We start from the raw sequence: 22932 nt of genomic DNA on the forward strand, positions 1-22932 counted from the left end.
GGGTCTCTATTTTTATCTATTGGATTATACTCGTTGTCAATCAAGATGCATTGTTCATTATTTAGCGAGAAGGGAAGATAAAGGCTAATATGATCAAAGAATTTATATTGCTTCATACAGGACTTAATAAATATGCTTTAAAATAACGACTAGGAAGCCCTGGGAGGTTAGGGATTAAAGGTTAAATAACAAACGTAAAAAGTGCGATTCATAATTTGAATCCAAGTTCAAATACACAGCGCCACCACAATTTTTTACAGGGTCAGAAAATAACATTCAAATTTATTCTAAAAAACGTTCCGCACAACGCGTACATTAATCGGAACGCTTTAGTCTAGAAAACACTTGCCGTAGCACAATTTAACTTAGAAACATTTATTTTAGAAAGGCTTAGCTTAGAAAGGCTTCACCTATAAAATCTTAATCTAGAAACTTTCGCCTAGAAAAGTAAGGCCAGCTAAGCAGTGGTATCAATCAAAGAATCACCTTCTTCAATGCCGAACTTTTCCATTACTTGTGCATAAACAGAAAATCGTTGTTCTTCACTTAGTTCATCAATGCTTTCTGCCTCACTTGCAGCTACTGTTTCTTCTAATAACTCTTCTAAATAACTGGCCATTAAGCTGATTTCATCTGAACTTTGTGAAGGGGGCGGAGGTGGTGGAGGTGGGCGGTCGCCTTCTACATTGGCTAAGTCACCAATCTCTTGTGCATCAAAACCTAGTTCAGACATAGTTGATTCCATGGCTTTACCTGGTTCAATACCCGCGTCAGAGAATGTCTCTAAAATACTCAAGGCATCAGCAGTGGTTAGGTTATCAGTATCTAACTCAGATAACGTATCTGAAATAAGTGTTAGCTGATCTTCCGTTAAGGCTTTCTCTGAACGAGACGAAGAAGGCATTGTGATTGATGAGCCTGCATTGATTGAACTAATCATATAAAGACTTCCTATTATTGGCGTTGCGGAGGACGAGGAGGCTTATGATCATTAAATTCTTGCTCACTCAGCACACCATTAGCATCAGTATCTATCTCATCAAAAATAGTTTGCGGATCACCATGGGGTAATGTTTGTGCAGAGAATTCATCATAATCAATGTCACTGCTATTATCGGTATCAATGCTTGAAAAACTAGGACGCTCGCCTTTAGGTCCATTTTGTTGAGAATCCTGCGCGTAAGCTTGAGTGGTCACTCCTACAACCATTGCGAAAGCGATAATTATATGTACACCTTTTTTCATTAAGAAAGCCCTCTATAGTTAGGATTATTTTGTTAGATTAGCAATCGAATGTGCAAAGAATGTGCAAAATAGGTAAAAATAGGATTTTTAATTTAAGATAATGGATATTTTTACCTCTGACGTTAGCTGTAAAATGAATTGTGCTTGCGTTAACCATAAAAATATTTATTCTCTACTTAATATAACCATCAACTAAGTAGAGCAAAATGAAAACAATAGAAGACTATCAATTACTTACCAAACAAGCTTTAGCATTAATTGAAGGAGAAACAGATTTAACGGCCAACCTTTCAAATATCAGTGCTTTACTGAACATGAATTTAAACAAGATAAATTGGGTCGGTTTTTACTTGCTGAAAGGCGATCAGCTTGTCTTGGGTCCATTTCAAGGGAATGTTGCTTGTTATCGTATCGATTTGGATAAAGGTGTGTGTGGCAAAGCCTTTCGCACTAATACAACACAACGTATTGCAGATGTACATGACTTTCCTGGTCATATTGCTTGCGATGCAGCGAGCCAGTCGGAAATTGTTGTGCCTATTAATTGCAATGGAAAAACCGTCGCAGTATTAGATATTGATAGCCCAATAACAGAGCGTTTTAATGAAGTGGATGAAGCGGGTTTAAATCACTTTATTACACAATTAGAAAATAAGCTAAACTTTTAATTGACCAAAACTTATCCCAGTTTCAAGGTTAAAGGTTAAAGGTTAAAAGGCAGCACATTTCTAGCGATAAAAAAGCCCCGTTCAAAACGAGGCTTTTTTAGAAAGCTAACTTCAATAGAAGGTTAACTTAAACTAATTACTTAGCTTGCGGACGCATATGCGGGAATAATAATACATCACGAATAGTATGGCTATCAGTAAACAACATCACTAAACGGTCGATACCAATACCTTCACCTGCTGTTGGTGGTAAACCATGCTCTAGCGCAGTGATGTAGTCTGCATCGTAGAACATTGCTTCATCATCACCAGATTCTTTCTGTGCTACTTGATCCATGAAACGTTGTGCTTGGTCTTGTGAATCATTTAACTCAGAGAAACCATTTGCTAGCTCACGACCACCAACGAAGAACTCAAAACGATCTGTTACGTCTGGGTTATCGTCATTACGACGTGCCAATGGAGATACTTCAGCTGGATAAGCAGTAATGAATGTTGGTTGCATTAGTTTATGCTCAGCAGTCTCTTCAAAGATCTCAGTTAATACTTTACCTTCGCCCCAGCTATCTTTTAGGTGGATCTCTAAACGTTTAGCAAGTGCTTGTAAGCCTTCCATGCTATCCAACTCAGAAGCTTCGATACCTTCATTGTATTCAAGGATTGATTCTTTCATTGTTAGACGTACAAAAGGTTTACCGAAATCAAACTCTTCTTCGCCGTATTTAACAATGCTTGAACCTAATACATTTTCAGTAATAGTACGTAACATATCTTCAGTTAAGTTCATTAGATCAATGTAATCAGCGTAAGCTTGGTAAAACTCAATCATAGTGAATTCTGGGTTATGACGCGTTGAAACACCTTCATTACGGAAGCTACGGTTAATTTCGAATACACGTTCAAAACCACCAACCACTAGACGTTTAAGGTTTAATTCCGGTGCAATACGTAAATACATTGGTAAATCTAATGCATTATGAAATGTTTCAAAAGGTTTAGCCGTTGCGCCGCCAGGGATTGCTTGTAACATTGGCGTTTCAACTTCCATGAAGTTACGTTCATTTAGGTAAGTACGGATAGCAGTTACAATTTTATTACGTAAAATAAATGTTTTACGTGATGATTCATTAGCAATTAAATCAAGGTAACGTTGACGGTAACAAGCTTCAGTATCTGATAGGCCATGGAATTTATCAGGTAACGGGCGTAATGCTTTAGTCAAAATGCGAATTTCAGACACTTTAATGCTTAGCTCATCTGTTTTAGTTTTAAATAAAACACCTGTTGCACCCACGATATCGCCTAAATCCCATTTTTTGAATTCGGTATTGTAAAAACCTTCAGCTAAATTATCACGTGCAACGTAGACTTGAACTTGACCGCCCATATCTTGAATAGTTGCAAAGCTTGCTTTACCCATAATACGACGCGTCATCATGCGACCGGCAACGCTTACTTCAACGGCTAATTCTTCTAGTTCTTCTTTGCTCTTTTCGTCATAAAGCTTATGCAGTTCATCTGAGATATTTTTACGACGGAAATCATTCGGAAATGCTTGTCCCTTTTCACGCATAGCATCTAATTTTTCTAGGCGTGCGGTTAAAATATCGTTCAACTCTTCTTGTGGTGCTTCTGCTTGGTTTTGCTCTGACATGATAGTTCCTATCGGTTTAGTGTCTTACATAATTTGTTTCTAAATGTGCCTTATATAGAGTACGTAATATAAGGCACATGCTATTTACTATATCTACAATCCAGATTTCAGACTTGCTTCAATAAATTTATTTAAATCACCATCTAATACAACTTGAGTATTACGGTTTTCAACACCAGTGCGTAAATCTTTAATACGAGAATCATCTAATACGTATGAACGAATCTGACTACCCCAGCCAATATCAGACTTACCATCTTCATTGATCTGCTTCTCTGCATTTTGTAATTGTAATTCGTGCTCATATAATTTGGCACGTAATTGTTTCATCGCTTGGTCTTTATTTTTATGCTGTGAACGGTCATTTTGACACTGTACAACAATATTGGTTGGCGTATGCGTAATACGTACAGCCGACTCGGTTGTATTAACGTGCTGACCACCCGCCCCAGAAGCACGATATACATCAATACGTAAATCTGCAGGGTTAATCTGAATATCGATATTGTCATCAATTTCAGGATAAATAAATGCCGATGCAAATGAGGTATGGCGTTTGCCCGATGAGTCAAAAGGTGACTTACGCACTAAACGATGCACACCGGTTTCAGTGCGTAACCAGCCATAGGCATATTCTCCACTAAAACGAATAGTAGCACCTTTAATGCCTGCAACATCACCTGGTGTGGCTTCCATTAATTCGGTTTTGTATCCATTAGCTTCGCCCCAACGTAAATACATACGTAACAGCATATTCGCCCAATCTTGAGCTTCTGTACCACCGGAGCCTGATTGAATATCAAGATAACAAGAGCATGCATCTTGTTTGCCTGAAAACATACGGCGAAACTCTAATACTTCAAGTTGCTTTTCAAGGTCATTGGCTTCTTTAATCGCTTCATCAAAGCTGTCTTGGTCGTTTTCTTCTACGGCCATCTCCACCAGCATTGCAATATCTTCAGTACCTTCTGTTAATGCATCAATGGTTTTCACCACTAATTCAAGGCCACTACGTTCTTTTCCTAATGCTTGTGCATGCTCTGGATCATTCCATACTTCAGAAGACTCTAGTTCACGGCTAACTTCTTCAAGTCGTTCCACTTTTGCATCATAGTCAAAGGTACCCCCTAAGCATTTCAGCACGCTCAGTCAGGTCTTTAAGTTGATTAAGAATAGGGTTTACTTCAAACATTGAGGCTCACTATTGATATATTCGTAAAAAGAGCCGAATTTTAACCAATTATCGATAAAATAAATAGAGAACAATTAAAATTAATAAGCATCTTGCTGCCGAGAATCTACACATCGCCTCGAACTCACTTTAATTGCAGCAAATTGAATTGATTTTTAAACCCTATAAGCACTCAATCAATATAAATCTTGATAAGCCGACACCTTATTATTTAAATATTATGAATAAGTATAAACACGCTTGTTATCGCTCTAAATACGCTAAATGCTTGTTATTAGTATTTAGCGTATTTTCAAAACCCCTAAGAAACTAAAAAAATAGAAAAAAAATACAATTTTTCACTTTTATTAGATGCATTTTATTTTCATTAACGTAAAGTTAAAGGCTCATTTAAGCAAGGTTCGCTTCTATCCGATACAGGTAGAAAACGACGCAATTAACCGATTGTATAAGGATACAAATTATGGAAATGCTTTCAGGCGCCGAAATGGTAGTGCGTTCACTACAGGACGAAGGTATAGAACATATCTTTGGCTACCCAGGTGGTTCAGTTTTAGATATATATGATGCAATTTTTCAATCTGATAAAATTGAACATTATTTAGTACGTCATGAGCAAGCTGCAGTACACATGGCTGATGCTTACTCACGAGTAACCGGTAAAGTAGGCTGTGTATTAGTAACAGCTGGGCCAGGGGCAACAAACTGTATTACAGGTATTGCAACGGCTTACATGGATTCAATTCCATTAGTTGTTTTATCAGGTCAAGTACCTACGTTCTGGATTGGCGACGATGCTTTCCAAGAAACCGACATGATCGGTGTTTCTCGTCCAATTGTAAAACATAGCTTTTCATGCCGTACCGCTGAAGAAATCCCAATGGCTATCAAAAAGGCATTTTACATTGCTTCAACGGGTCGACCGGGTCCAGTAGTTATCGAACTGCCAAAAGATGTACAAAATCCACTTAACAAATTCCCTTATGAATATCCTGAAAACATTAGCTTACGTTCATATAACCCAACTTTAAGTGGCCATAAAGGGCAAATAAAACGCGCTGTAGCAGCATTAGTAAATGCTAGAAAACCTGTGTTATATGTGGGTGGTGGTGCCATTATTGCTAATGCATCAAAACAAGTATTAGAACTTGCTGAAAAGTTAAACCTACCAGTAACCAATACCTTAATGGGTTTAGGTGCATTTCCTGGTGAGCACAAACAATTTATCGGTATGTTAGGCATGCACGGTACTTATGAAGCAAACAACTCAATGCATAATGCAGATTTAATTTTTTCCTGTGGTGCGCGCTTTGATGACCGTGTAACTAATAATGTAGAGAAATTCTGTCCAAACGCAAAAATCATGCATATTGATATCGACCCGACGTCTATTTCAAAAAATATTCACGCAGACTTACCGATTGTAGGTAGTGTTGAAGTGGTATTGCAGCAGATGTTAGATCTAATCGAAGAAACTCAAGCGACTAATGATAGTGAAAGTATTAATGCTTGGTGGGATCAGATTAATGAGTGGCGCGCTAAAGATTGCCTTGCTTACAAAACATCAGATACACATATCAAACCACAACAAGTGATCCAATGTTTATACAAAGTAACGAAAGGTGATGCCATCGTTACTTCTGACGTTGGTCAACATCAAATGGTTGCAGCGCAATATTATCCGTTTAAAGAACCTCGCCAATGGATTAACTCTGGTGGTGCGGGTACCATGGGCTTCGGCTTACCAGCTGCAATGGGTTGTAAAATAGCCTTCCCAGATCGCCCCGTTGTATGTGTAACAGGTGATGGTTCTATTCAAATGAATATTCAAGAACTATCAACATGTATGCAATACAACATTCCTCTGGTTATTCTACTATTGAACAACCGCTCACTAGGAATGGTAAAACAATGGCAAAAAATGTTCTACGGTGGTCGTCAATCTCATTCTTATATGGATAGTGTGCCTGATTTTGTTAAATTATCTGAAGCCTATAACCATATCGGTATTAAAGTTGATAAAATTGAAGAACTTGAGCCTGCATTAATACGTGCATTTGAATTAAAAGATCGTGTTGTCTTTATTGATGTAGCGATTGATCCAGAAGAACATGTTTATCCGATGCAAATAAAATCTGGCAGTATGGAAGATATGTACCTAAGCAAAACGGAGAAAACTGATGCGTAGAATTATAGCTGTTTTACTAGAGAACGAATCAGGCGCATTGTCTCGTGTTGTTGGTCTTTTTTCACAACGAGCTTATAACATTGAATCATTAACCGTATCACCGACTAACGATAAAACGTTATCTCGTATGACTATCACAACAGATGTTGTTAATCATGCAGAGCTTGAGCAAATGATGAAACAATTACACAAGCTAGTTGATGTGTTACGTGTTACTGAATTAACTCAAAGTGCACATGTAGAACGTGAATTGTTATTGGTTAAAGTACGTACTGTCGGTAGCGAAGCACGTGAAGAAGTAAAACGTACTTGTGATATATATCGCGGTCAAATTGTTGATATTACTCAGCATCTTTACACCATACAATTAACTGGTGTAGGTTCAAAATTGGATGCTTTTGTAGCAACAATTTCTGACGCGAGTGAAATTGTGGAAGTAGTTAGATCCGGTGTTTGTGGTATTGCACGTGGTGATAAAGCACTACGAGGATAAGTAACAAAACTGAGATGAACTACTTTATGCAAAGTGCAGATCACTGTACTTTGCATTTTTTATTTATAGGAGAATAAAATGTTCGAACTGCTCGCGCTGTTAATGTCAGCATTTGTGCTTTTTATGTTTGGTGTATCGATACTAAGTTTGATGGTTATAGCGGGCATTATGATTGCTAGCTTTATTGTACTGGGTGCCCTTTCCTTCCTATTAAAATTTGGTATTTGGATTTTACTCGCCTACCTCATCTATTATTATTTCTTTCAATATAAAAACAACAAAGACAAGGACGAACTATGAAACGCTTATTACTGCTCGCTTGCGCCTGTTTATTCTCTATCAATAGCTTTGCCAGTGATTTAACAGTTAGCGATCAATATATAAGAGCAACACCCCCACATGCCAAAAATAGTGCCTCTTTTTTAACAATTACTAATCATACCAATACCAATATTAAATTAGTTGGTGCTAGCAGTGATATTGCAAAACGTGTTGAATTACATAATCATATTAAAGAAGATGGCATGATGAAAATGCGCCAAGTTGAAGCGGTGAAAATAGCGGCGAATAGCAGCACGTCATTACAACCAGGTGGTTACCATATTATGTTTTTAGGACTAAATAATAACTTAACCGAAGGCCAATCCGTTAAAGTTACACTCTATTTTGATAACGGAAATGAATTAAACATTGATGCTCCCGTTAAAAAAATCAATAGCAATAAAAAACAAGGTTCGACAGAAATGTCACACCAAGCGCATCACTAAGACTTAATATAAAAAAGGAAGTTAGATCCATGAAAAAACAGGCTTTAGCCGCTGTTATAGCAGCAACAATCAGTATGCCATCAACGGCTGATTTTTTAGGTGTTTATGCTGGTCTTGATTACGCTAGCAACGAAACAAGTTTTAGTAATTCAAATGGTTCAGAAGATGACAATAACCTGTCTGGTTATGTTGCATTTGAACACTTCATTCCACTAGTACCGAATGTTAAATTAAAATATTCAGATTTAAGCAATAGCGATTTAAATAATAATGATAGTTCAGCAATGAACGCAATTTTATATTATGAAGTGCTAGATAATGACTTAGTTGAAATTGATTTAGGTTTAGCGTACACCGATACAGAAAGCTTTAATCATGATGCTTCAATTGCACAAGCTTACGGCGCTGCGAAAGTACATGTACCAGGTGTTAGCATGCATGCTTTTGCTGAAGTAATCGGCGGTTCACTTACAGATGATGATGCGTTAGATGCGCAGATTGGCTTAGCTTATACCTTCAACCCTGATTCTTATTTATTAAACGTCGCTGTGCGTGCCGGTTACCGAGTTCAGGAGTTAGAATTTGATAATGTAGCAGGTACACAAGAAGTTGACGGTTTATTTGCAGGTGTAGAAGTCCACTTCTAACTTAGCTAAAAAATATTAAATATAAAGGCCACAAATATTTCTATATTTGTGGCCTTTTTTTGTAAAACAACTTCTGAAATATTCAATTTTATAAACTTTTTCATATCTGATATAGCTAATTAACATCTGCTTGTATAAAGTAATAATGCTTAAGTTTCATAAAATTTATTACGCTTAATTCAAGCCAAAAACTTAAATTAAGCGTAGTGTGGTCATCTCCAGTTAAATATTCATAAGGAAGACTCATGACAGTTCAATCTCATCAAAATCATCGTATCGTTTTAGCTTCTCGCCCTATTGGCGCTCCTACTCAGAACAACTTTCGCCTTGAAGTAGCCGAGAAACCAACACCTGCACAAGGTGAAGTTCTTCTGCGCACTATTTATCTTTCATTAGACCCTTATATGAGAGGCCGAATGAGTGATGCCAAGTCTTATGCTGAGCCTGTCGACATCGATCAAGTCATGGTTGGCGGTACAGTTTGTCAAGTGGAACTATCTAACAACTCAGACTTTGAAGTCGGGGAATGGGTAGTTGCGTACACTGGATGGCAAGAGTATGCAGTATCCGACGGTGAAGGATTACTTAAATTAGGTAAAGAGCCTAGCTCACCATCTTATGCGCTTGGTATTATGGGCATGCCCGGTTTTACTGCATATATGGGCTTATTAGATATTGGCGCACCTAAGTCTGGCGAAACTATTGTTGTTGCCGCTGCAACGGGCCCAGTTGGCGCAACCGTTGGCCAGATTGGTAAAATTAAAGGCTGTCATGTAGTTGGTATTGCAGGTGGTGAAGATAAATGTCGACACGCGGTAGAAGAGCTTGGCTTTGACCAATGTATTGACCATAAGGCTGCTGATTTTAAAGAACAATTAGCTAAAGCATGTCATAAAGGTATTGATGTTTATTATGAAAATGTTGGCGGTAAAGTGTTTGATGCCGTATTACCGTTACTAAATACCAGTGCGAGGATCCCTTTATGTGGTTTAGTTTCTCAATACAATGCAACGTCATTACCTGAAGGGCCAGATCGTTTATCACTGCTTATGAGAACCTTGTTAGTTAAACGCATTAAGATGCAGGGATTTATAATTTTTGATGACTATGCACATCGATATGATGAATTTGCAGCCGATATGAGCCAATGGTTAACTGAAGGTAAAGTAAAATATAAAGAACAAATAATAGAAGGATTGGATAATACTGTTGATGCCTTCGCTGGTCTACTTGAAGGTAAGAACTTCGGTAAACTAGTTATTAAAGTAAACCAACCTCTATAATGTAGGAATATCATGATTAAATTACACCATTTAAATAAATCACGTTCTAAACGTATTATTTGGTTATTAGAAGAGCTTAATATCAAATATGAGATTGTTCCTTATTTACGCGATAGCGTTACTTTCCTTGCTCCACCAGAGCTTAAATCGATTCATCCATTGGGTAAATCACCGGTAATTGAAGACGATGGTTTGATCATCGCAGAGTCTGGTGCTATCACGGAATACCTAATTGATAAATACGGAGATAAGCAATTCGCCCCAGTGCGAGGTAGCAAAGAATATGTTGAATATTCCCAGTGGTTACACTTTGCTGAAAGCTCTGCAATTTTACCATTATTACTTAAAATGTTTGTTGCAAAAGATGGCTGTAAAACTAATTTCTTAGGAGATTATGCAGATATTGAGACAGCAAAGGTGATTCAGTTTTTTGACCAGTCTTTACAAGGAAAACGCTATTTAGTTTCAGAGCAACTAACTGGAGCAGATATCATGATGTCATTTATAGCTGAGCTAGTACAAAATAATGGTGAACTAGATAAGTATAAAAATATAGCAACTTATTTAGAACAGCTTGCAACACACCCCGCTTTTATACGAGCTAACGAAATAGAATTAAAAGCTGAAGCAAAGGTCTAGTTTTTTACTAATATCAGTTTGTTGATGAAACTTTACTGAATTGATCAAAATACAGCCGTCTATGGGCCCGAGAACAGTTAATTATTTAAGTGGGCAAGTATTGTACTTAGTGCAACTTTAAAACATAGATGGCTGTTGTTTACCTCGAGCCTAATAATATGAAAAATATTTATCTTTTTGTTAAACCTGCATAATAAAAATCAACGATCTGAAAATAAAGTAACTTAGATGATGAAATCAGCTACCTAAATAAATACACGCCCATTATAAATGATAATAATTATTAACCTCAATTTTTAAATGCTATTTAGTTATAAAAGAGTAACTTTTGTTCTTTTGTGCTAATCATAAGCTGGCGTAAACTTCGTTTATCTTAATGTAATAGCGGAAATTACTTCATGGCACTTAACAATTTATCGGCTTTAACATCGCCTTTATCAGAGTCTCAACTGGCTCAATTGCAACAAGCGACAGCAGGCCTAGATGCAGTACAAACTGCATGGGTTAGTGGTTATTTGGCCGGCGTAAGCCAAGGTCCAGTAACATCGGCAGCACTTGCACAAAGCGCAGGTCAAAGTTTAACTATCTTAATCGGTTCACAAACTGGTAACGCTAAAGGCGTCGCACAAGAGTTAGCTGAACAAGCAACAGCTAAAGGTATTCCTAATAAGTTAGTCTCAATGGCTGATTACAAAGTTAAAGCAATCAAAGATGAAAGCCATGTAATTGTTGTTGCAAGTACCAACGGCGAAGGTGAAGCACCTGATGACGCGATTGATCTTCACGCATTTCTAGCGTCTAAAAAAGCCCCTAAGCTAGAAGGTTTAAAATTTGCTGTATTAGGCTTAGGTGACTCAAGCTATGAGTTTTTCTGCCAAACTGGTAAAGATTTTGAACAACGCTTACAAGCGTTAGGTGGCGAAATCATTACTGAACGTTTAGATGCCGATGTAGATTATCAAGAAGTCACACAAGCTTGGTTCGATAAAGCACTAACAGCTGTTGAAGCAACACTTGAAAAAGCCGGCACCTCAACAACCGCAGCGGTTGCAACTGGCACTATCGTGACTGAGAATAAATATAATAAACAAGCGCCTTTCAGTGCAAGTTTATTAACAAGTCAAAAAATTACTGGAACAGAATCCGCTAAAGATGTGCGTCATATTGAAATTGATTTAGCTGGATCTGATTTGCACTACACTGCCGGTGATGCACTGGGTGTGTGGTTTAAAAATGATCAACAAATGGTTGATGAGCTGATTAATAAATTAGGCTTAGATGCAGCTAAAGAAGTGACCTTAGGCGATAAAACGTTATCACTAAAAGATGCTTTAATTGAAGAGTTTGAATTAACGGGTACACATCCGGCTTTTGTAGAAGGTTATGCAACATTAACTGAAAATAAACAATTACTTGAACTAGCCGAAGATAAAAATGCCTGTCGTGATTTTGCCAACAACAATCAAATTGTTGACGTGGTGACAGCGGAAGGTAATGAAAATGTGACAGCAGAAAACTTCATTGCTTTATTACGTCGCAGCAGCCCACGCTTATATTCGATAGCTTCTAGCCAAACAGAAGTTGAAGACGAAGTGCACTTAACAGTTGGTGCGGTTGTGTTTGAAAATGAAGCAGGACAGCAACGTGGAGGCAGTGCTTCTACTTTCTTGTCGCACCGTTTGCAGGAAGGTGAAGAAGTAAAAGTCTTTATTGAAGACAATCATAATTTCCGTTTGCCTGCAGACCCAGCAACACCGATTATCATGGTGGGTCCAGGTACTGGTATCGCCCCTTTCCGTGCATTTATGCAAGAGCGAGAAGCAAGTGATGCAAGCGGTAAAAACTGGTTATTATTTGGCGACCAAACCTTTAACGAAGATTTCCTATATCAAGTTGAATGGCAATCATATTTAAAATCAGGTTTATTAACTAAATTAGACCTTGCTTTCTCTCGTGATCAAGCACAAAAAATCTATGTACAAGATCGCTTACAAGAAAATGCTAAAGAGGTCTTTGAGTGGTTACAAAATGGTGCTCATTTCTACGTTTGTGGTGATGCAAATCGCATGGCCAAAGATGTACAAAGCACATTAATCGATATTATTAGCAAACAAGGCAAATTAAGCCTTGAAGATGCAGAAGAATATTTAACAGAATTACGCCAAGCAAAACGCTACCAAAGGGATGTTTACTAATGACTCAGAAATTACACGACAACGAACGCATTAAAATTCAAAGTAATTTTCTTCGCGGTAACTTAGTAGAGGGAATCAACGATACAACAACAGGTTCATTCCACCCTGATGAAGTACAGCTGGTTAAATTCCATGGTTTATACCAACAGGATAACCGTGATCGCCGCGCTGAGCGTAAGCAACAAAAACTTGAGCCGCTGTACTCGTTCTTATTACGAGCACGCCTTCCTGGTGGTGTTGTAACGCCTGAGCAATGGTTAGAGATTGACCGTATTGCAGAAGAGTTAACTGATGCAGGTAGTATTCGTATTACTACCCGTCAAACTTTCCAATACCACGGTATTTTTAAACGTAACTTAAAATCAGTATTCCAAGAGCTTAAATTCAAAGCGAATATTGACTCTATCTTTACTGCTGGTGATGTTAACCGTAATACTATTTGTACCTCTAACCCTGAGCAGTCTGAGTTACATACAGAAGTGTATGAGTTATCTAAAAAACTCAGTGAACACTTTTTACCAAAATCAAATGCTTACGCAGAGATTTGGTTAGACGGTGAAAAAGTATTAGATACCGAGGAAGAAGAGCCAATTTATCACAATGTATTCTTACCTCGTAAATTTAAAATTGCAGTGGCATTACCGCCATACAATGATGTTGATATCCATGGTAATGACCTTAACTTCATCGCGATTATTGAAGATAACAAGATCACTGGTTACAACGTAGTGGTTGGCGCAGGTTTAGGTATGACTCACGGGGATAAAACAACATTCCCACGTTTGGGTGATGACTTTGGTTTTATCCCTGTTGATAAAGTGATGGAGGTTGCAGAAGCAGTGGTGACAACACAACGTGACCTAGGTGGTCGTGTTAGTCGTTCACATGCTCGTACTAAATATACATTAGAAACACACGGTATCGAGACCTTCAAACAAGAAGTTGAGAAACGCGCAGGTATCACTTTTGCAGCACCAGGTGCTTATAAATTTACAGAGCGCGGCGACCGTATTGGTTGGGTAAAAGGAATTGATAACAAATGGCACTTAACTGTATTCATTGAAAATGGCCGTATTCTAGACTTTGATGGTAAACCATTAAAATCAGGCCTAGTGAAGATTGCTAAAGTACACCAAGGTACTTTCCGCATGACAGCTAACCAAAACTTAGTGATTGCAAGTATTCCAGAATCAGAAAAAGACAACATTGAAAAACTAGCCCGTGAATGTGGTTTGATTGACGATGGAACAAGTGCACAACGCCTTGATTCAATGGCATGTGTTTCATTACCAACCTGCCCGCTAGCCATGGCTGAAGCGGAGCGTTACTTACCAGGTTTAACCGATGATGTTGAAGGTTTATTAGCGAAACATAATATTCCTAAAGAACACATTATTTTACGCATTACTGGTTGCCCTAATGGTTGTGGCCGAGCAATGTTGGCTGAAATTGGTTTAGTAGGTAAAGCACCAGGTCGTTATAACCTGCACTTAGGTGGTAATAGAATTGGTACACGTATTCCTAAAATGTACGCTGAAAATATTGATGAAGAAACAATCGTCAATACATTAGATGAATTAATTAGCCGCTGGGCAACAGAACGAGATCAAGATGAAGATTTTGGTGATTTTGTTATCCGAGCCGGCATTATTGCTGAAGTAGTTATCGCAGCTAGGGACTTTTATGCCTAAAACACTAGACCTTGCCCATCTATTAACGCTGACAAAAGCAGAGCAAAACCTTGCTCTCGCAGAAGTTAATGCGTTATTAGAAACAAAAACCGCTCTTGAGCGAGTGCAATGGGCGGTCGACAATTTAGAAAGTGAATTTGTTTTATCGTCAAGCTTTGGGATCCAAGCAGCCGTGTGTTTACACTTAATCACGACAGTAAAAGCTGATACACCTATTATATTGACTGATACTGGGTATTTATTCCCAGAAACGTATCAGTTTATTGATGATTTAACCAAACAACTTAACTTGAACTTAAAAATTTACAGTGCACAACACAGTGCAGCATGGCAGGAAGCCCGCTATGGTAAATTATGGGACCAAGGCGTGGATGGCTTAACAAAATACAACTTAATGAATAAAGTTGAACCTATGAAACGTGCATTAAAAGAACTTAATGCAAAAACGTGGTTTTCAGGGTTACGCCGTTCACAATCGTCAAGCCGTGGTGACTTACCCGTGCTGAGTCTTCAGAATGGTTGTTTTAAGTTCCTGCCGATTATCGATTGGAGCAATAAACAGGTGCATTACTACCTTGAAGAAAATGGTTTAAGTTATCATCCTCTTTGGGATCAAGGTTATGTATCTGTAGGGGATGTACAAACATCTCGCCCCCTTGAAGCGGGCATGAGTGAAGAAGATACACGATTCTTTGGTTTAAAAAGAGAATGTGGTTTACACGAAGATCCTATTGAAGAACAAGGTAGTGGCATTTAACAAAATTTCATCTACTCTTTAAGTTTAAAAAAAGCCTCTCATTTTAATAGAGGCTTTTTTTTTACTTAAGAAAATGCATGGTCTGCCGATAGCATAATTATCAAGATGAAGGATTTATTATGAAAAAGTTGATACCTACCCTATTAATATTAACATTATTAAGCAGTGTTAAAGCAAATGCAAATACCTTTGAAACAATACAGCTATACACGCAGGACGAACTCAATGTATTAATTAAGAACAATCAACACTTACAGCGAGTTAAGGCCGATGAGTGCCAATTACTTCAAGATATAAAAGCACATGCGGAAAAAGTGCAAGAACCCTCATATGTGTATTTATGGGGTGATATGTTGGCATGGGGCGTCTGCACAGAGCGAGATGTAGAGTTAGGCATGCACTACATCAAAGAATCCGCACAACAGGGCTTACTAGCGGCTATCGAGCAATTAGGGCGATATTACAATAAAGGTATCTTAGTCACACAAGACAAAGATAGAGCGTTAAGATATTTTCGAGAAGCGGCACTGCAAGGACATTTAGGCGCACAAATGAATTACATCACTTTGTTAAACCAAGGTTATGGAAGTCCTTATGATTTTGAGGATGCTTATCGTGCTTTATATAATAGCGTTATTGCTAACTCAACAAAAAAGAAACAAGCTAACAATTTATTAGCTGCCTTGGGAAAAAAGATGCCCGAGTTTGCATTAAAAAAAGCACGTCGTGAATACAACAATTAAACAATATTTGACAAGATAATCGACTTTAGTTAATGCCATCTTCACGAATAGCGAAACGCGCAAACCTTAACCCACCACTTTTCAACAGTCATAAAAAAAGACCGCCTAAGCTATCTTTTTTGAATATTATTTAACTAAAAACGTGTAATTCTATATTTCAAGACTTACGCGATGATATTAGGAACAACACCAGTAACTACCTGAACTTGGATTAGCGCCACCTTTACGGGTAGCGAAACGCGCAAACCTTAATCCACTTTTCAACAGTCATAAAAAAAGACCGCCTAAGCTATCTTTTTTGAATATTATTTAACTAAAAACGTGTAATTCTATATTTCAAGACTTACGCGATGATATTAGGAACAACACCAGCACCTACCTGAACTTGGATTAGCGCCACCTTTACGGGTAGCAAAACGCGCAAACCTTAATCCACTTTTCTACAGGTATAAAAAAAGACAGCCTAAGCTGTCTTTTTTGAATATTATTTAACTAAAAACGTGTAATTCTATATTTCAAGACTTACGCGATGATAGTAGAAACAACACCAGCACCTACAGTACGGCCACCTTCACGGATAGCGAAACGTAGACCTTCATCCATAGCGATTGGACCAATTAGTTCAACAACGAACTTAAGGTTATCACCAGGCATTACCATTTCTACACCTTCAGGAAGCTCAACAGCACCTGTGATGTCAGTTGTACGGAAGTAGAACTGTGGACGGTAACCTTTAAAGAATGGAGTATGACGGCCACCTTCATCTTTACTTAGTACGTATACTTCAGATTCGAACTTAGTATGTGGTTTGATTGAACCAGGTTTAGCTAGAACTTGACCACGTTCAACGTCTTCACGTTTAGTACCACGTAGAAGAACACCAACGTTCTCACCAGCACGACCTTCGTCAAGCAGTTTACGGAACATTTCAACACCAGTACAAGTAGTAGTAACTGTGTCTTTAAGACCAACGATTTCTACAGACTCACCAACTTTGATGATACCGCGCTCAACACGACCAGTAACAACAGTACCACGACCAGCAATTGAGAATACATCTTCAATTGGTAGGATGAATGGTTTGTCAATATCACGCTCTGGAAGAGGGATATAAGTATCTAGTGCATCAGCAAGTTCAAGGATTTTTTCTTCCCATTCAGCTTCGCCTTCAAGAGCTTTAAGCGCTGAACCAAGGATAACTGGTAGATCATCACCTGGGAAATCGTATTCAGAAAGAAGTTCACGAACTTCCATTTCTACTAATTCTAGTAGCTCTTCATCATCAACCATGTCACATTTGTTTAAGAAAACAACTAAGTGTGGAACACCAACTTGACGAGAAAGTAGGATGTGCTCACGAGTTTGTGGCATAGGACCATCTGTTGCAGCAACAACTAAGATACCACCATCCATTTGAGCAGCACCAGTGATCATGTTTTTAACATAATCGGCATGTCCAGGACAGTCTACGTGTGCGTAGTGACGAGTTTCTGTATCGTATTCGATGTGAGAAGTATTGATTGTAATACCGCGCTCACGCTCTTCTGGAGCGTTATCGATTGCAGAGAAATCACGAATGTCGCCACCGAATTTCTTAGTTAATACAGCAGAGATTGCAGCTGTTAAAGTAGTTTTACCATGGTCAACGTGGCCAATTGTACCTACGTTTACATGTGGTTTATTACGTTCAAATTTTTCTTTAGACACAGTGTGTACCTTCTTTATCAGTAAATACCTCTCCACATGCCATCACATGGAAAGGCGTTAGTTTAATTTATTTTTTATTTCGCTTCAATAATTGCGTTAGCAATTTTTTTAGGCGCATCGGCATATTCTAAAAATTCCATTGAATAAGATGCACGACCTTGTGTTGCTGAACGTACTGCGGTTGCATAACCGAACATTTCAGACAGCGGTACTTTAGCATGAACGATCTTAACACCACCTGGGCCATCGTCCATTCCTTCAATAATACCACGACGACTATTAAGGTCGCCAACAACAGTGCCCATCCAATCTTCAGGAGTAGTTACTTCCACTTTCATCACGGGTTCAAGTATAGTTGCATCAGCTTTTAATGCACCATCTCTAAAACCCATCATGCCAGCAATTTTAAATGCCATTTCGCTAGAGTCAACCTCATGGTATGTACCATGAAGTAAAGTAACTCGAACGTCAAGCATTGGGTAACCTGCTAACACACCTTGGTTCATTTGTTCTTCACAGCCTTTGCTTACCGCTGGAATGTATTCTTTTGGAATCTCATTACCAGTAATTTGGTTTACAAACTCAAAGCCAGAGCCCGCTGCAAGCGGTTCTAGTTTTAATTGGACATGGCCATAATGGCTAGGTCCTTCACCCTGACGAATAAACTTACCTTCGACTTCAACCGTTTTACGGATTGTTTCACGGTATGCTACTTGTGGATTACCCACGTTACAGTTCACAGAAAACTCACGACGCATACGGTCAACAATGATATCAAGGTGAAGTTCACCCATACCAGAGATCAGTATTTGTCCAGACTCTTCATTAGTTTCAACACGAAATGAAGGGTCTTCGGCAGATAGTTTTTCAAGTGCTAGTGTTAGCTTATCTTGGTCAACCTTGGTTTTAGGTTCAACCGCGATCTGGATAACCGGTTCAGGGAAATCCATACGCTCAAGAATAATATTCTGTCCAACAACACAAAGCGTGTCCCCCGTAGTGACGTCTTTAAGACCGATCGCAGCGGCGATATCACCGGCACGAACCTCTTTGACTTCCTTACGTTCGTTAGCATGCATCTGTACGATACGTCCTAAACGCTCTTTTTTGCCTTTAATAGGAATAAATACTTGTTCACCAGACTTAACTACGCCTGAGTACACACGCATAAAGGTTAACGTTCCCACGAATGGGTCAGTCGCTACTTTAAACGCAAGTGCAGCAAATGGTGCTTCATCTGTCGCAGGGCATTCTATCTCTTGGTCATTATGTCCGTTAATAGCTTTAATCGCTTCAACTTCGACCGGAGAAGGTAAATAATCAATAACCGCATCTAACACTGCTTGCACACCTTTATTTTTAAAGGCACTGCCACAAGTTGCTAATACGATTTCATTATTTAACGTACGGATACGTAATCCCGCTTTGACTTCTTCTTCTGAAAGTACACCTTCTTCGAGGTATTTTTCCATCAGTTCATCATTTGCTTCTGCAGCTGTTTCTACTAGTTCCTCGTGCAAAGCTTGCGCGTGCTCTAGTAGGTCAGCAGGAATGTCATAATATTCAAATGTCATTCCTTGATCTGCATCGTTCCAATTAATCGCTTTCATTTTAATGAGGTCGATAACACCGCGAAACTCATCTTCTGTTCCAATATTCAAATGAATAGGAACACAGGTTGCGCCTAAGCGATTTCGAATTTGCTCAAGTACAGATTCAAAATCAGCACCGGTGCGGTCCATCTTGTTAACAAATACAATACGCGGAACGTGGTATTTGTTAGCTTGGCGCCACACAGTTTCTGATTGAGGTTCTACACCTGACGAGCCACAGAATACAACTACAGCACCATCCAATACACGTAAAGAACGTTCAACTTCAATAGTGAAATCTACGTGTCCAGGGGTATCAATGATATTAATGCGGTGTTGCTCATACTGGTTTTGCATGCCTTGCCAGAAAGTAGTAGTCGCAGCGGATGTGATAGTAATACCACGTTCCTGCTCCTGCTCCATCCAGTCCATTGTTGCTGCGCCGTCGTGAACTTCACCAATTCGGTGAGATACGCCAGTATAGAACAACACACGCTCTGTAGTAGTAGTTTTACCTGCATCGACATGAGCCACAATACCGATATTACGGTAGCGCTCAATAGGAGTTGTACGTGACAATGCAATGTCCTTTTTAAATAAAGCTTTGTGCAAATAGAAACGAAAAAGCACAAGCAAAAGCCTGTGCTAAGAATTTTCTACCAACGGTAGTGAGCAAACGCTTTGTTTGCATCAGCCATACGGTGAACGTCTTCACGTTTCTTAACCGCTGAACCTTTGTTATCTGCTGCATCTACTAGCTCACCAGCTAGACGTAATGCCATTGATTTTTCACCACGCTTACGAGAAGCTTCAACTAACCAACGCATTGCTAACGCATTACGACGAGAAGGACGAACTTCTACAGGAACTTGGTATGTTGAACCACCAACACGACGAGATTTAACTTCGACGCTTGGGCGGATGTTTTCTAATGAAACTTCAAAAAGTTCCATTGGGTCTTTGCCGCTTTTTTCAGCAGCAGTTGCTAATGCACCGTAAACGATTTTTTCAGCAATAGATTTTTTTCCGTCAACCATTACTACGTTAACGAATTTTGTTAGAACTTCTGATCCAAACTTAGGATCTGGTAGTACTTTACGAGTAGCTACGACGCGTCTTCTTGGCATCTTATTATCTCCGTGCGCTTCAGGATTTTACCCAAAACATATTAAAATTAAATAGTGTTTGTTTGGCCTTACTTACGGAAAGTATTAAGATTTAGGCTTTTTAGCACCGTACTTAGAACGACCGTTACGACGTGCAGAAACACCTGAAGTATCAAGTGCACCACGAATTGTATGGTAACGAACACCCGGTAAATCTTTTACACGACCGCCGCGGATCAAGATTACACTATGCTCTTGCAAGTTATGGCCTTCACCACCGATGTACGAAGTTACTTCGAAACCGTTAGTTAGACGTACACGAGCAACTTTACGCATTGCCGAGTTAGGTTTTTTTGGTGTAGTTGTATATACACGAGTACATACACCACGTTTTTGTGGACACGCTTCTAGCGCAGGAACGTTAGTTTTTTGAACTTTGTCCTTACGCGGTTTGCGTACCAATTGTGAAATTGTTGCCATTGTTAAATAGCTCCTAATGTGTGTGTGAAAAATCAAGCCCTAAAGATTAGGGTCGCAAGAGTTTACGCTGAATAGAAAGGCGAGTCAATAAATAGACAATTGTGTTTTTGTTCACAAAACAAGAAAAGTAAAATGAGGTGGTTCGTTATGTTTAATTTAATGATTTAAAAGTGAAATGGGACCATCTACTCTGTAGATGGAGTCTTACCAAGCCAACTGACTTTGACAACGAATACTTAACGCAACAAACTCTGCATAGCTAACAACCTGTCCCATATTTGCTTTTAATCCACGAGCCTGTAAATCGACGTCTAAAACAAACAAACGCTTACTTTGATCTAGCTGTAGTAGCTGTAAGTGCTGATCCGTTGTTGCCGTAACGGCTGAGACTGCATCATTAAGTAATAACAAAAGATCTTTACCACCCAATTGCCTAACACAATCTTTCAGCGCAAAGCTATTAAAAGGAGATCCACTAACAGTGTGTAATATCATCTAAAAACTCATTAATTGGTGTTGTAGCTGAAGATGTTCATTAATTTCTTCTGTATTTAGCAGTGTTGTTTTAATAACTAATTGGTCTACTGAAATGTTTCGCTCAACGAGTGATTGTTGGCAAACATAAACATTTTCTACATCATAAAGTTCAAGCATTTGTAACATCGGTTGAAAATCTTTTTGTAAAATAAGATCTGCTTGATGTTTTGCTAATAATTGATAAACGCCATCACCTATAAAAAATACACTTAAGGATTCGTTAAAAGCAGAAATCGCCAAGGTTAAATCTAATGCCTCACGAGCAGTACTTGAACCATGGGGAGCTTGTCGATTTATGATGCCAATCTTCTTTTCCATGTTCATGCCCTAAAACTGTATTAATCGGTCACAACTAGCAGATAACTCAGCTAATTGACCTAACCCGCTGAGTAAAAAAGGGGGTTTAAGATTGTAATGCTGTAAACCTAATTGTGCTGCCTCTCGCTCATTAACGATACCGCGCCGTAATGATGCCGATACACAAACTTCAAGTGCAAACTTGTATTGAGTCGCTAAAGCAGCCCAGCGATCGGGTATATTAACCTCATCGCTGGCAGGGTTAATTAAATCATTGGCTGTTAGTACACCATCTAAGTAGAAAAAAACACCACATATTTTATGCCCAGCAGCTAATACTGCCTCGCAAAACTGTAAGGCAGATGCGGTATTTTGACTGCTAGCTGGATTACCCGTCACTAACAAAGAAAATTTAACAACCCCTGATTCAGACATACTAAGCCTTAAGCCGTGTACGCAATTGCTTCAACTTCAACCAACACGTCTTTTGGCAAACGAGCTACTTCAACACATGAACGAGCAGGCGCTAATTCAGCAAAGTATTTAGCGTAAACTTCGTTGAATGCAACAAAGTCGTTCATATCTTTAATAAAACAAGTCGTTTTAACGACAGTTTGTGCTGTTGCACCAGCGGCTTCTAATACTGCCAATAAGTTTTTCATTACTTGTTCAGTTTGCTCTGCAACACCACCTTCTACAATCTCCATTGATTTTGGATCCAATGGGATTTGACCAGAAGTAAAGATCATGTTGCCTAGTTGATTAGCTTGAGAATATGGACCAATTGCTGATGGAGATTGTTCTGTACTAATAATTTTTTTAGTTGTCATTTAATGCTTATCCTAATCAGTTAATTTCGAGCCTGTATATTGAAGTAGAAGCAAAATAAAAACAATGCGAAATGATAAAAAATTAAACTCGTACAAATAAAAGCCCAACAAAAATATTACCCCTTAAAACACCAAAATAACCACGAAGCGCTGTGCTACCCGAAGAGCACGAAGGAAAAACGATAAGTTAGTCAAAAAAATCCACATTTATTATCTGTCAT

General features: G+C 38.7%; 24 protein-coding genes. 12 read left to right on the plus strand and 12 right to left on the minus strand.

Annotation, left to right across the window (positions count from 1 at the left end; all coding sequences use genetic code 11):
* Window positions 1-457: 457 nt before the first annotated feature.
* Both MT391_RS18955 and MT391_RS18960 read right to left on the minus strand, forming a co-directional pair.
* A complete protein-coding gene (locus MT391_RS18955; RefSeq protein ID WP_499499540.1) occupies window positions 458-940 on the minus strand; it encodes a hypothetical protein in 483 nt (160 codons plus the stop codon).
* 14 nt (window positions 941-954) lie between these two features.
* The gene (locus MT391_RS18960; RefSeq protein ID WP_299668043.1) at window positions 955-1245 is read right to left on the minus strand and encodes an EF-hand domain-containing protein; all 291 of its coding nucleotides are present in this window, start codon (window positions 1243-1245) and stop codon (window positions 955-957) included.
* Between the two features lie 206 nt (window positions 1246-1451).
* On the opposite strand from MT391_RS18960, the gene MT391_RS18965 reads away from it, so the two are divergent.
* Window positions 1452-1913, plus strand: coding sequence for a free L-methionine (R)-S-oxide reductase MsrC (locus MT391_RS18965; RefSeq protein WP_166372517.1), 462 nt, complete (start codon window positions 1452-1454; stop codon window positions 1911-1913).
* A 136-nt stretch (window positions 1914-2049) separates the two neighbouring features.
* On the opposite strand, the gene lysS is transcribed toward MT391_RS18965, so the two are convergent.
* Window positions 2050-3567: a lysine--tRNA ligase gene (gene lysS / locus MT391_RS18970; protein ID WP_166372516.1), complete on the minus strand. Its 1518-nt coding sequence runs from the start codon at window positions 3565-3567 to the stop codon at window positions 2050-2052.
* A gap of 93 nt (window positions 3568-3660) precedes the next feature.
* Window positions 3661-4759, minus strand: a protein-coding gene (prfB, locus tag MT391_RS18975) for a peptide chain release factor 2 (RefSeq protein WP_499499543.1) whose coding sequence is annotated in 2 segments (ribosomal slippage) — window positions 3661-4683 and window positions 4685-4759 — 1098 coding nt in all. Because the reading frame shifts where the segments join, the coding sequence is not laid out codon by codon here.
* A gap of 463 nt (window positions 4760-5222) precedes the next feature.
* On the opposite strand from prfB, the gene MT391_RS18980 reads away from it, so the two are divergent.
* The 11 genes from MT391_RS18980 (at window position 5223) to MT391_RS19030 (ending at window position 16162) form a co-directional block, all read left to right on the plus strand.
* Window positions 5223-6947 carry an acetolactate synthase 3 large subunit gene (locus tag MT391_RS18980; RefSeq protein WP_499499544.1) on the plus strand — a complete coding sequence of 575 codons (1725 nt, stop codon included), beginning with the start codon at window positions 5223-5225 and terminating at the stop codon, window positions 6945-6947.
* Window positions 6940-7440 (plus strand): acetolactate synthase small subunit, encoded by a 501-nt coding sequence (ilvN, locus tag MT391_RS18985; RefSeq protein WP_166372513.1) that lies wholly within the window; start codon window positions 6940-6942, stop codon window positions 7438-7440. The genes MT391_RS18980 and ilvN overlap by 8 nt, the downstream gene beginning before the upstream one ends.
* A 78-nt stretch (window positions 7441-7518) precedes the next feature.
* Window positions 7519-7740, plus strand: coding sequence for a hypothetical protein (locus tag MT391_RS18990; RefSeq protein ID WP_028869191.1), 222 nt, complete (start codon window positions 7519-7521; stop codon window positions 7738-7740).
* Complete coding sequence (locus tag MT391_RS18995) at window positions 7737-8207, plus strand: copper chaperone PCu(A)C (protein WP_499499545.1); 471 nt, start codon at window positions 7737-7739, stop codon at window positions 8205-8207. The genes MT391_RS18990 and MT391_RS18995 overlap by 4 nt, the downstream gene beginning before the upstream one ends.
* Before the next feature lie 29 nt (window positions 8208-8236).
* Complete coding sequence (locus tag MT391_RS19000; RefSeq protein ID WP_166372511.1) at window positions 8237-8854, plus strand: TIGR04219 family outer membrane beta-barrel protein; 618 nt, start codon at window positions 8237-8239, stop codon at window positions 8852-8854.
* A gap of 245 nt (window positions 8855-9099) precedes the next feature.
* Entirely contained in the window at window positions 9100-10137 is a 1038-nt protein-coding gene (gene curA, locus MT391_RS19005; RefSeq protein ID WP_499499547.1) for an NADPH-dependent curcumin/dihydrocurcumin reductase, read from the plus strand.
* 12 nt (window positions 10138-10149) lie between these two features.
* Window positions 10150-10776: a glutathione S-transferase family protein gene (locus tag MT391_RS19010; RefSeq protein ID WP_499499548.1), complete on the plus strand. Its 627-nt coding sequence runs from the start codon at window positions 10150-10152 to the stop codon at window positions 10774-10776.
* Between the two features lie 398 nt (window positions 10777-11174).
* A complete protein-coding gene (locus tag MT391_RS19015) occupies window positions 11175-12971 on the plus strand; it encodes an assimilatory sulfite reductase (NADPH) flavoprotein subunit (RefSeq protein ID WP_166372377.1) in 1797 nt (598 codons plus the stop codon).
* On the plus strand, window positions 12971-14662 hold the full coding sequence (cysI, locus tag MT391_RS19020; RefSeq protein ID WP_499499550.1) for an assimilatory sulfite reductase (NADPH) hemoprotein subunit: 1692 nt from the start codon (window positions 12971-12973) through the stop codon (window positions 14660-14662). Before MT391_RS19015 ends, cysI begins: the two co-directional genes overlap by 1 nt.
* Window positions 14655-15419: a phosphoadenylyl-sulfate reductase gene (locus MT391_RS19025; RefSeq protein WP_499499551.1), complete on the plus strand. Its 765-nt coding sequence runs from the start codon at window positions 14655-14657 to the stop codon at window positions 15417-15419. The genes cysI and MT391_RS19025 overlap by 8 nt, the downstream gene beginning before the upstream one ends.
* Before the next feature lie 119 nt (window positions 15420-15538).
* Entirely contained in the window at window positions 15539-16162 is a 624-nt protein-coding gene (locus MT391_RS19030; RefSeq protein WP_499499553.1) for a tetratricopeptide repeat protein, read from the plus strand.
* Window positions 16163-16684: 522 nt separating this feature from the next.
* On the opposite strand, the gene tuf is transcribed toward MT391_RS19030, so the two are convergent.
* The 8 genes from tuf to MT391_RS19070 all read right to left on the minus strand — a co-directional run bounded on the left by tuf (window position 16685) and on the right by MT391_RS19070 (window position 22711).
* Window positions 16685-17869 (minus strand): elongation factor Tu, encoded by a 1185-nt coding sequence (tuf, locus tag MT391_RS19035; protein ID WP_025565705.1) that lies wholly within the window; start codon window positions 17867-17869, stop codon window positions 16685-16687.
* Between the two features lie 74 nt (window positions 17870-17943).
* Window positions 17944-20040, minus strand: coding sequence for an elongation factor G (gene fusA, locus MT391_RS19040; RefSeq protein ID WP_166372382.1), 2097 nt, complete (start codon window positions 20038-20040; stop codon window positions 17944-17946).
* A gap of 77 nt (window positions 20041-20117) precedes the next feature.
* Window positions 20118-20588, minus strand: a complete 471-nt coding sequence (rpsG, locus tag MT391_RS19045) for a 30S ribosomal protein S7 (RefSeq protein ID WP_025565708.1) — start codon at window positions 20586-20588, stop codon at window positions 20118-20120.
* Window positions 20589-20672: 84 nt separating this feature from the next.
* On the minus strand, window positions 20673-21047 hold the full coding sequence (gene rpsL / locus MT391_RS19050) for a 30S ribosomal protein S12 (protein WP_028869203.1): 375 nt from the start codon (window positions 21045-21047) through the stop codon (window positions 20673-20675).
* Between the two features lie 204 nt (window positions 21048-21251).
* Window positions 21252-21542, minus strand: a complete 291-nt coding sequence (gene tusB / locus MT391_RS19055) for a sulfurtransferase complex subunit TusB (RefSeq protein ID WP_499440721.1) — start codon at window positions 21540-21542, stop codon at window positions 21252-21254.
* On the minus strand, window positions 21543-21902 hold the full coding sequence (gene tusC / locus MT391_RS19060) for a sulfurtransferase complex subunit TusC (protein WP_166372384.1): 360 nt from the start codon (window positions 21900-21902) through the stop codon (window positions 21543-21545).
* A gap of 9 nt (window positions 21903-21911) precedes the next feature.
* Window positions 21912-22316, minus strand: coding sequence for a sulfurtransferase complex subunit TusD (tusD, locus tag MT391_RS19065; protein WP_166372385.1), 405 nt, complete (start codon window positions 22314-22316; stop codon window positions 21912-21914).
* Window positions 22317-22324: 8 nt separating this feature from the next.
* Window positions 22325-22711, minus strand: a complete 387-nt coding sequence (locus MT391_RS19070) for a RidA family protein (protein WP_499499555.1) — start codon at window positions 22709-22711, stop codon at window positions 22325-22327.
* Window positions 22712-22932: the final 221 nt, after the last annotated feature.

This window comes from Vibrio sp. 1-Bac 57 (assembly GCF_037546855.1).
Taxonomy (GTDB): Bacteria; Pseudomonadota; Gammaproteobacteria; order Enterobacterales; family Psychromonadaceae; genus Psychromonas.

Bases quoted from the DNA above. Each gene is read 5' to 3' on its own strand.
- MT391_RS18980 (WP_499499544.1), top strand. From the start codon at position 5,223: ATGGAAATGCTTTCAGGCGCCGAAATGGTAGTGCGTTCACTACAGGAC.
- rpsG (WP_025565708.1), bottom strand. From the start codon at position 20,588: ATGCCAAGAAGACGCGTCGTAGCTACTCGTAAAGTACTACCAGATCCT.
- ilvN (WP_166372513.1), top strand. From the start codon at position 6,940: ATGCGTAGAATTATAGCTGTTTTACTAGAGAACGAATCAGGCGCATTG.
- curA (WP_499499547.1), top strand. From the start codon at position 9,100: ATGACAGTTCAATCTCATCAAAATCATCGTATCGTTTTAGCTTCTCGC.
- MT391_RS18965 (WP_166372517.1), top strand. From the start codon at position 1,452: ATGAAAACAATAGAAGACTATCAATTACTTACCAAACAAGCTTTAGCA.
- MT391_RS18955 (WP_499499540.1), bottom strand. From the start codon at position 940: ATGATTAGTTCAATCAATGCAGGCTCATCAATCACAATGCCTTCTTCG.
- cysI (WP_499499550.1), top strand. From the start codon at position 12,971: ATGACTCAGAAATTACACGACAACGAACGCATTAAAATTCAAAGTAAT.
- MT391_RS19070 (WP_499499555.1), bottom strand. From the start codon at position 22,711: ATGACAACTAAAAAAATTATTAGTACAGAACAATCTCCATCAGCAATT.
- tusC (WP_166372384.1), bottom strand. From the start codon at position 21,902: ATGGAAAAGAAGATTGGCATCATAAATCGACAAGCTCCCCATGGTTCA.
- MT391_RS19010 (WP_499499548.1), top strand. From the start codon at position 10,150: ATGATTAAATTACACCATTTAAATAAATCACGTTCTAAACGTATTATT.
- MT391_RS18995 (WP_499499545.1), top strand. From the start codon at position 7,737: ATGAAACGCTTATTACTGCTCGCTTGCGCCTGTTTATTCTCTATCAAT.
- lysS (WP_166372516.1), bottom strand. From the start codon at position 3,567: ATGTCAGAGCAAAACCAAGCAGAAGCACCACAAGAAGAGTTGAACGAT.
- MT391_RS19025 (WP_499499551.1), top strand. From the start codon at position 14,655: ATGCCTAAAACACTAGACCTTGCCCATCTATTAACGCTGACAAAAGCA.
- MT391_RS18960 (WP_299668043.1), bottom strand. From the start codon at position 1,245: ATGAAAAAAGGTGTACATATAATTATCGCTTTCGCAATGGTTGTAGGA.
- MT391_RS19000 (WP_166372511.1), top strand. From the start codon at position 8,237: ATGAAAAAACAGGCTTTAGCCGCTGTTATAGCAGCAACAATCAGTATG.
- tusB (WP_499440721.1), bottom strand. From the start codon at position 21,542: ATGATATTACACACTGTTAGTGGATCTCCTTTTAATAGCTTTGCGCTG.
- tusD (WP_166372385.1), bottom strand. From the start codon at position 22,316: ATGTCTGAATCAGGGGTTGTTAAATTTTCTTTGTTAGTGACGGGTAAT.
- MT391_RS18990 (WP_028869191.1), top strand. From the start codon at position 7,519: ATGTTCGAACTGCTCGCGCTGTTAATGTCAGCATTTGTGCTTTTTATG.
- rpsL (WP_028869203.1), bottom strand. From the start codon at position 21,047: ATGGCAACAATTTCACAATTGGTACGCAAACCGCGTAAGGACAAAGTT.
- MT391_RS19030 (WP_499499553.1), top strand. From the start codon at position 15,539: ATGAAAAAGTTGATACCTACCCTATTAATATTAACATTATTAAGCAGT.
- MT391_RS19015 (WP_166372377.1), top strand. From the start codon at position 11,175: ATGGCACTTAACAATTTATCGGCTTTAACATCGCCTTTATCAGAGTCT.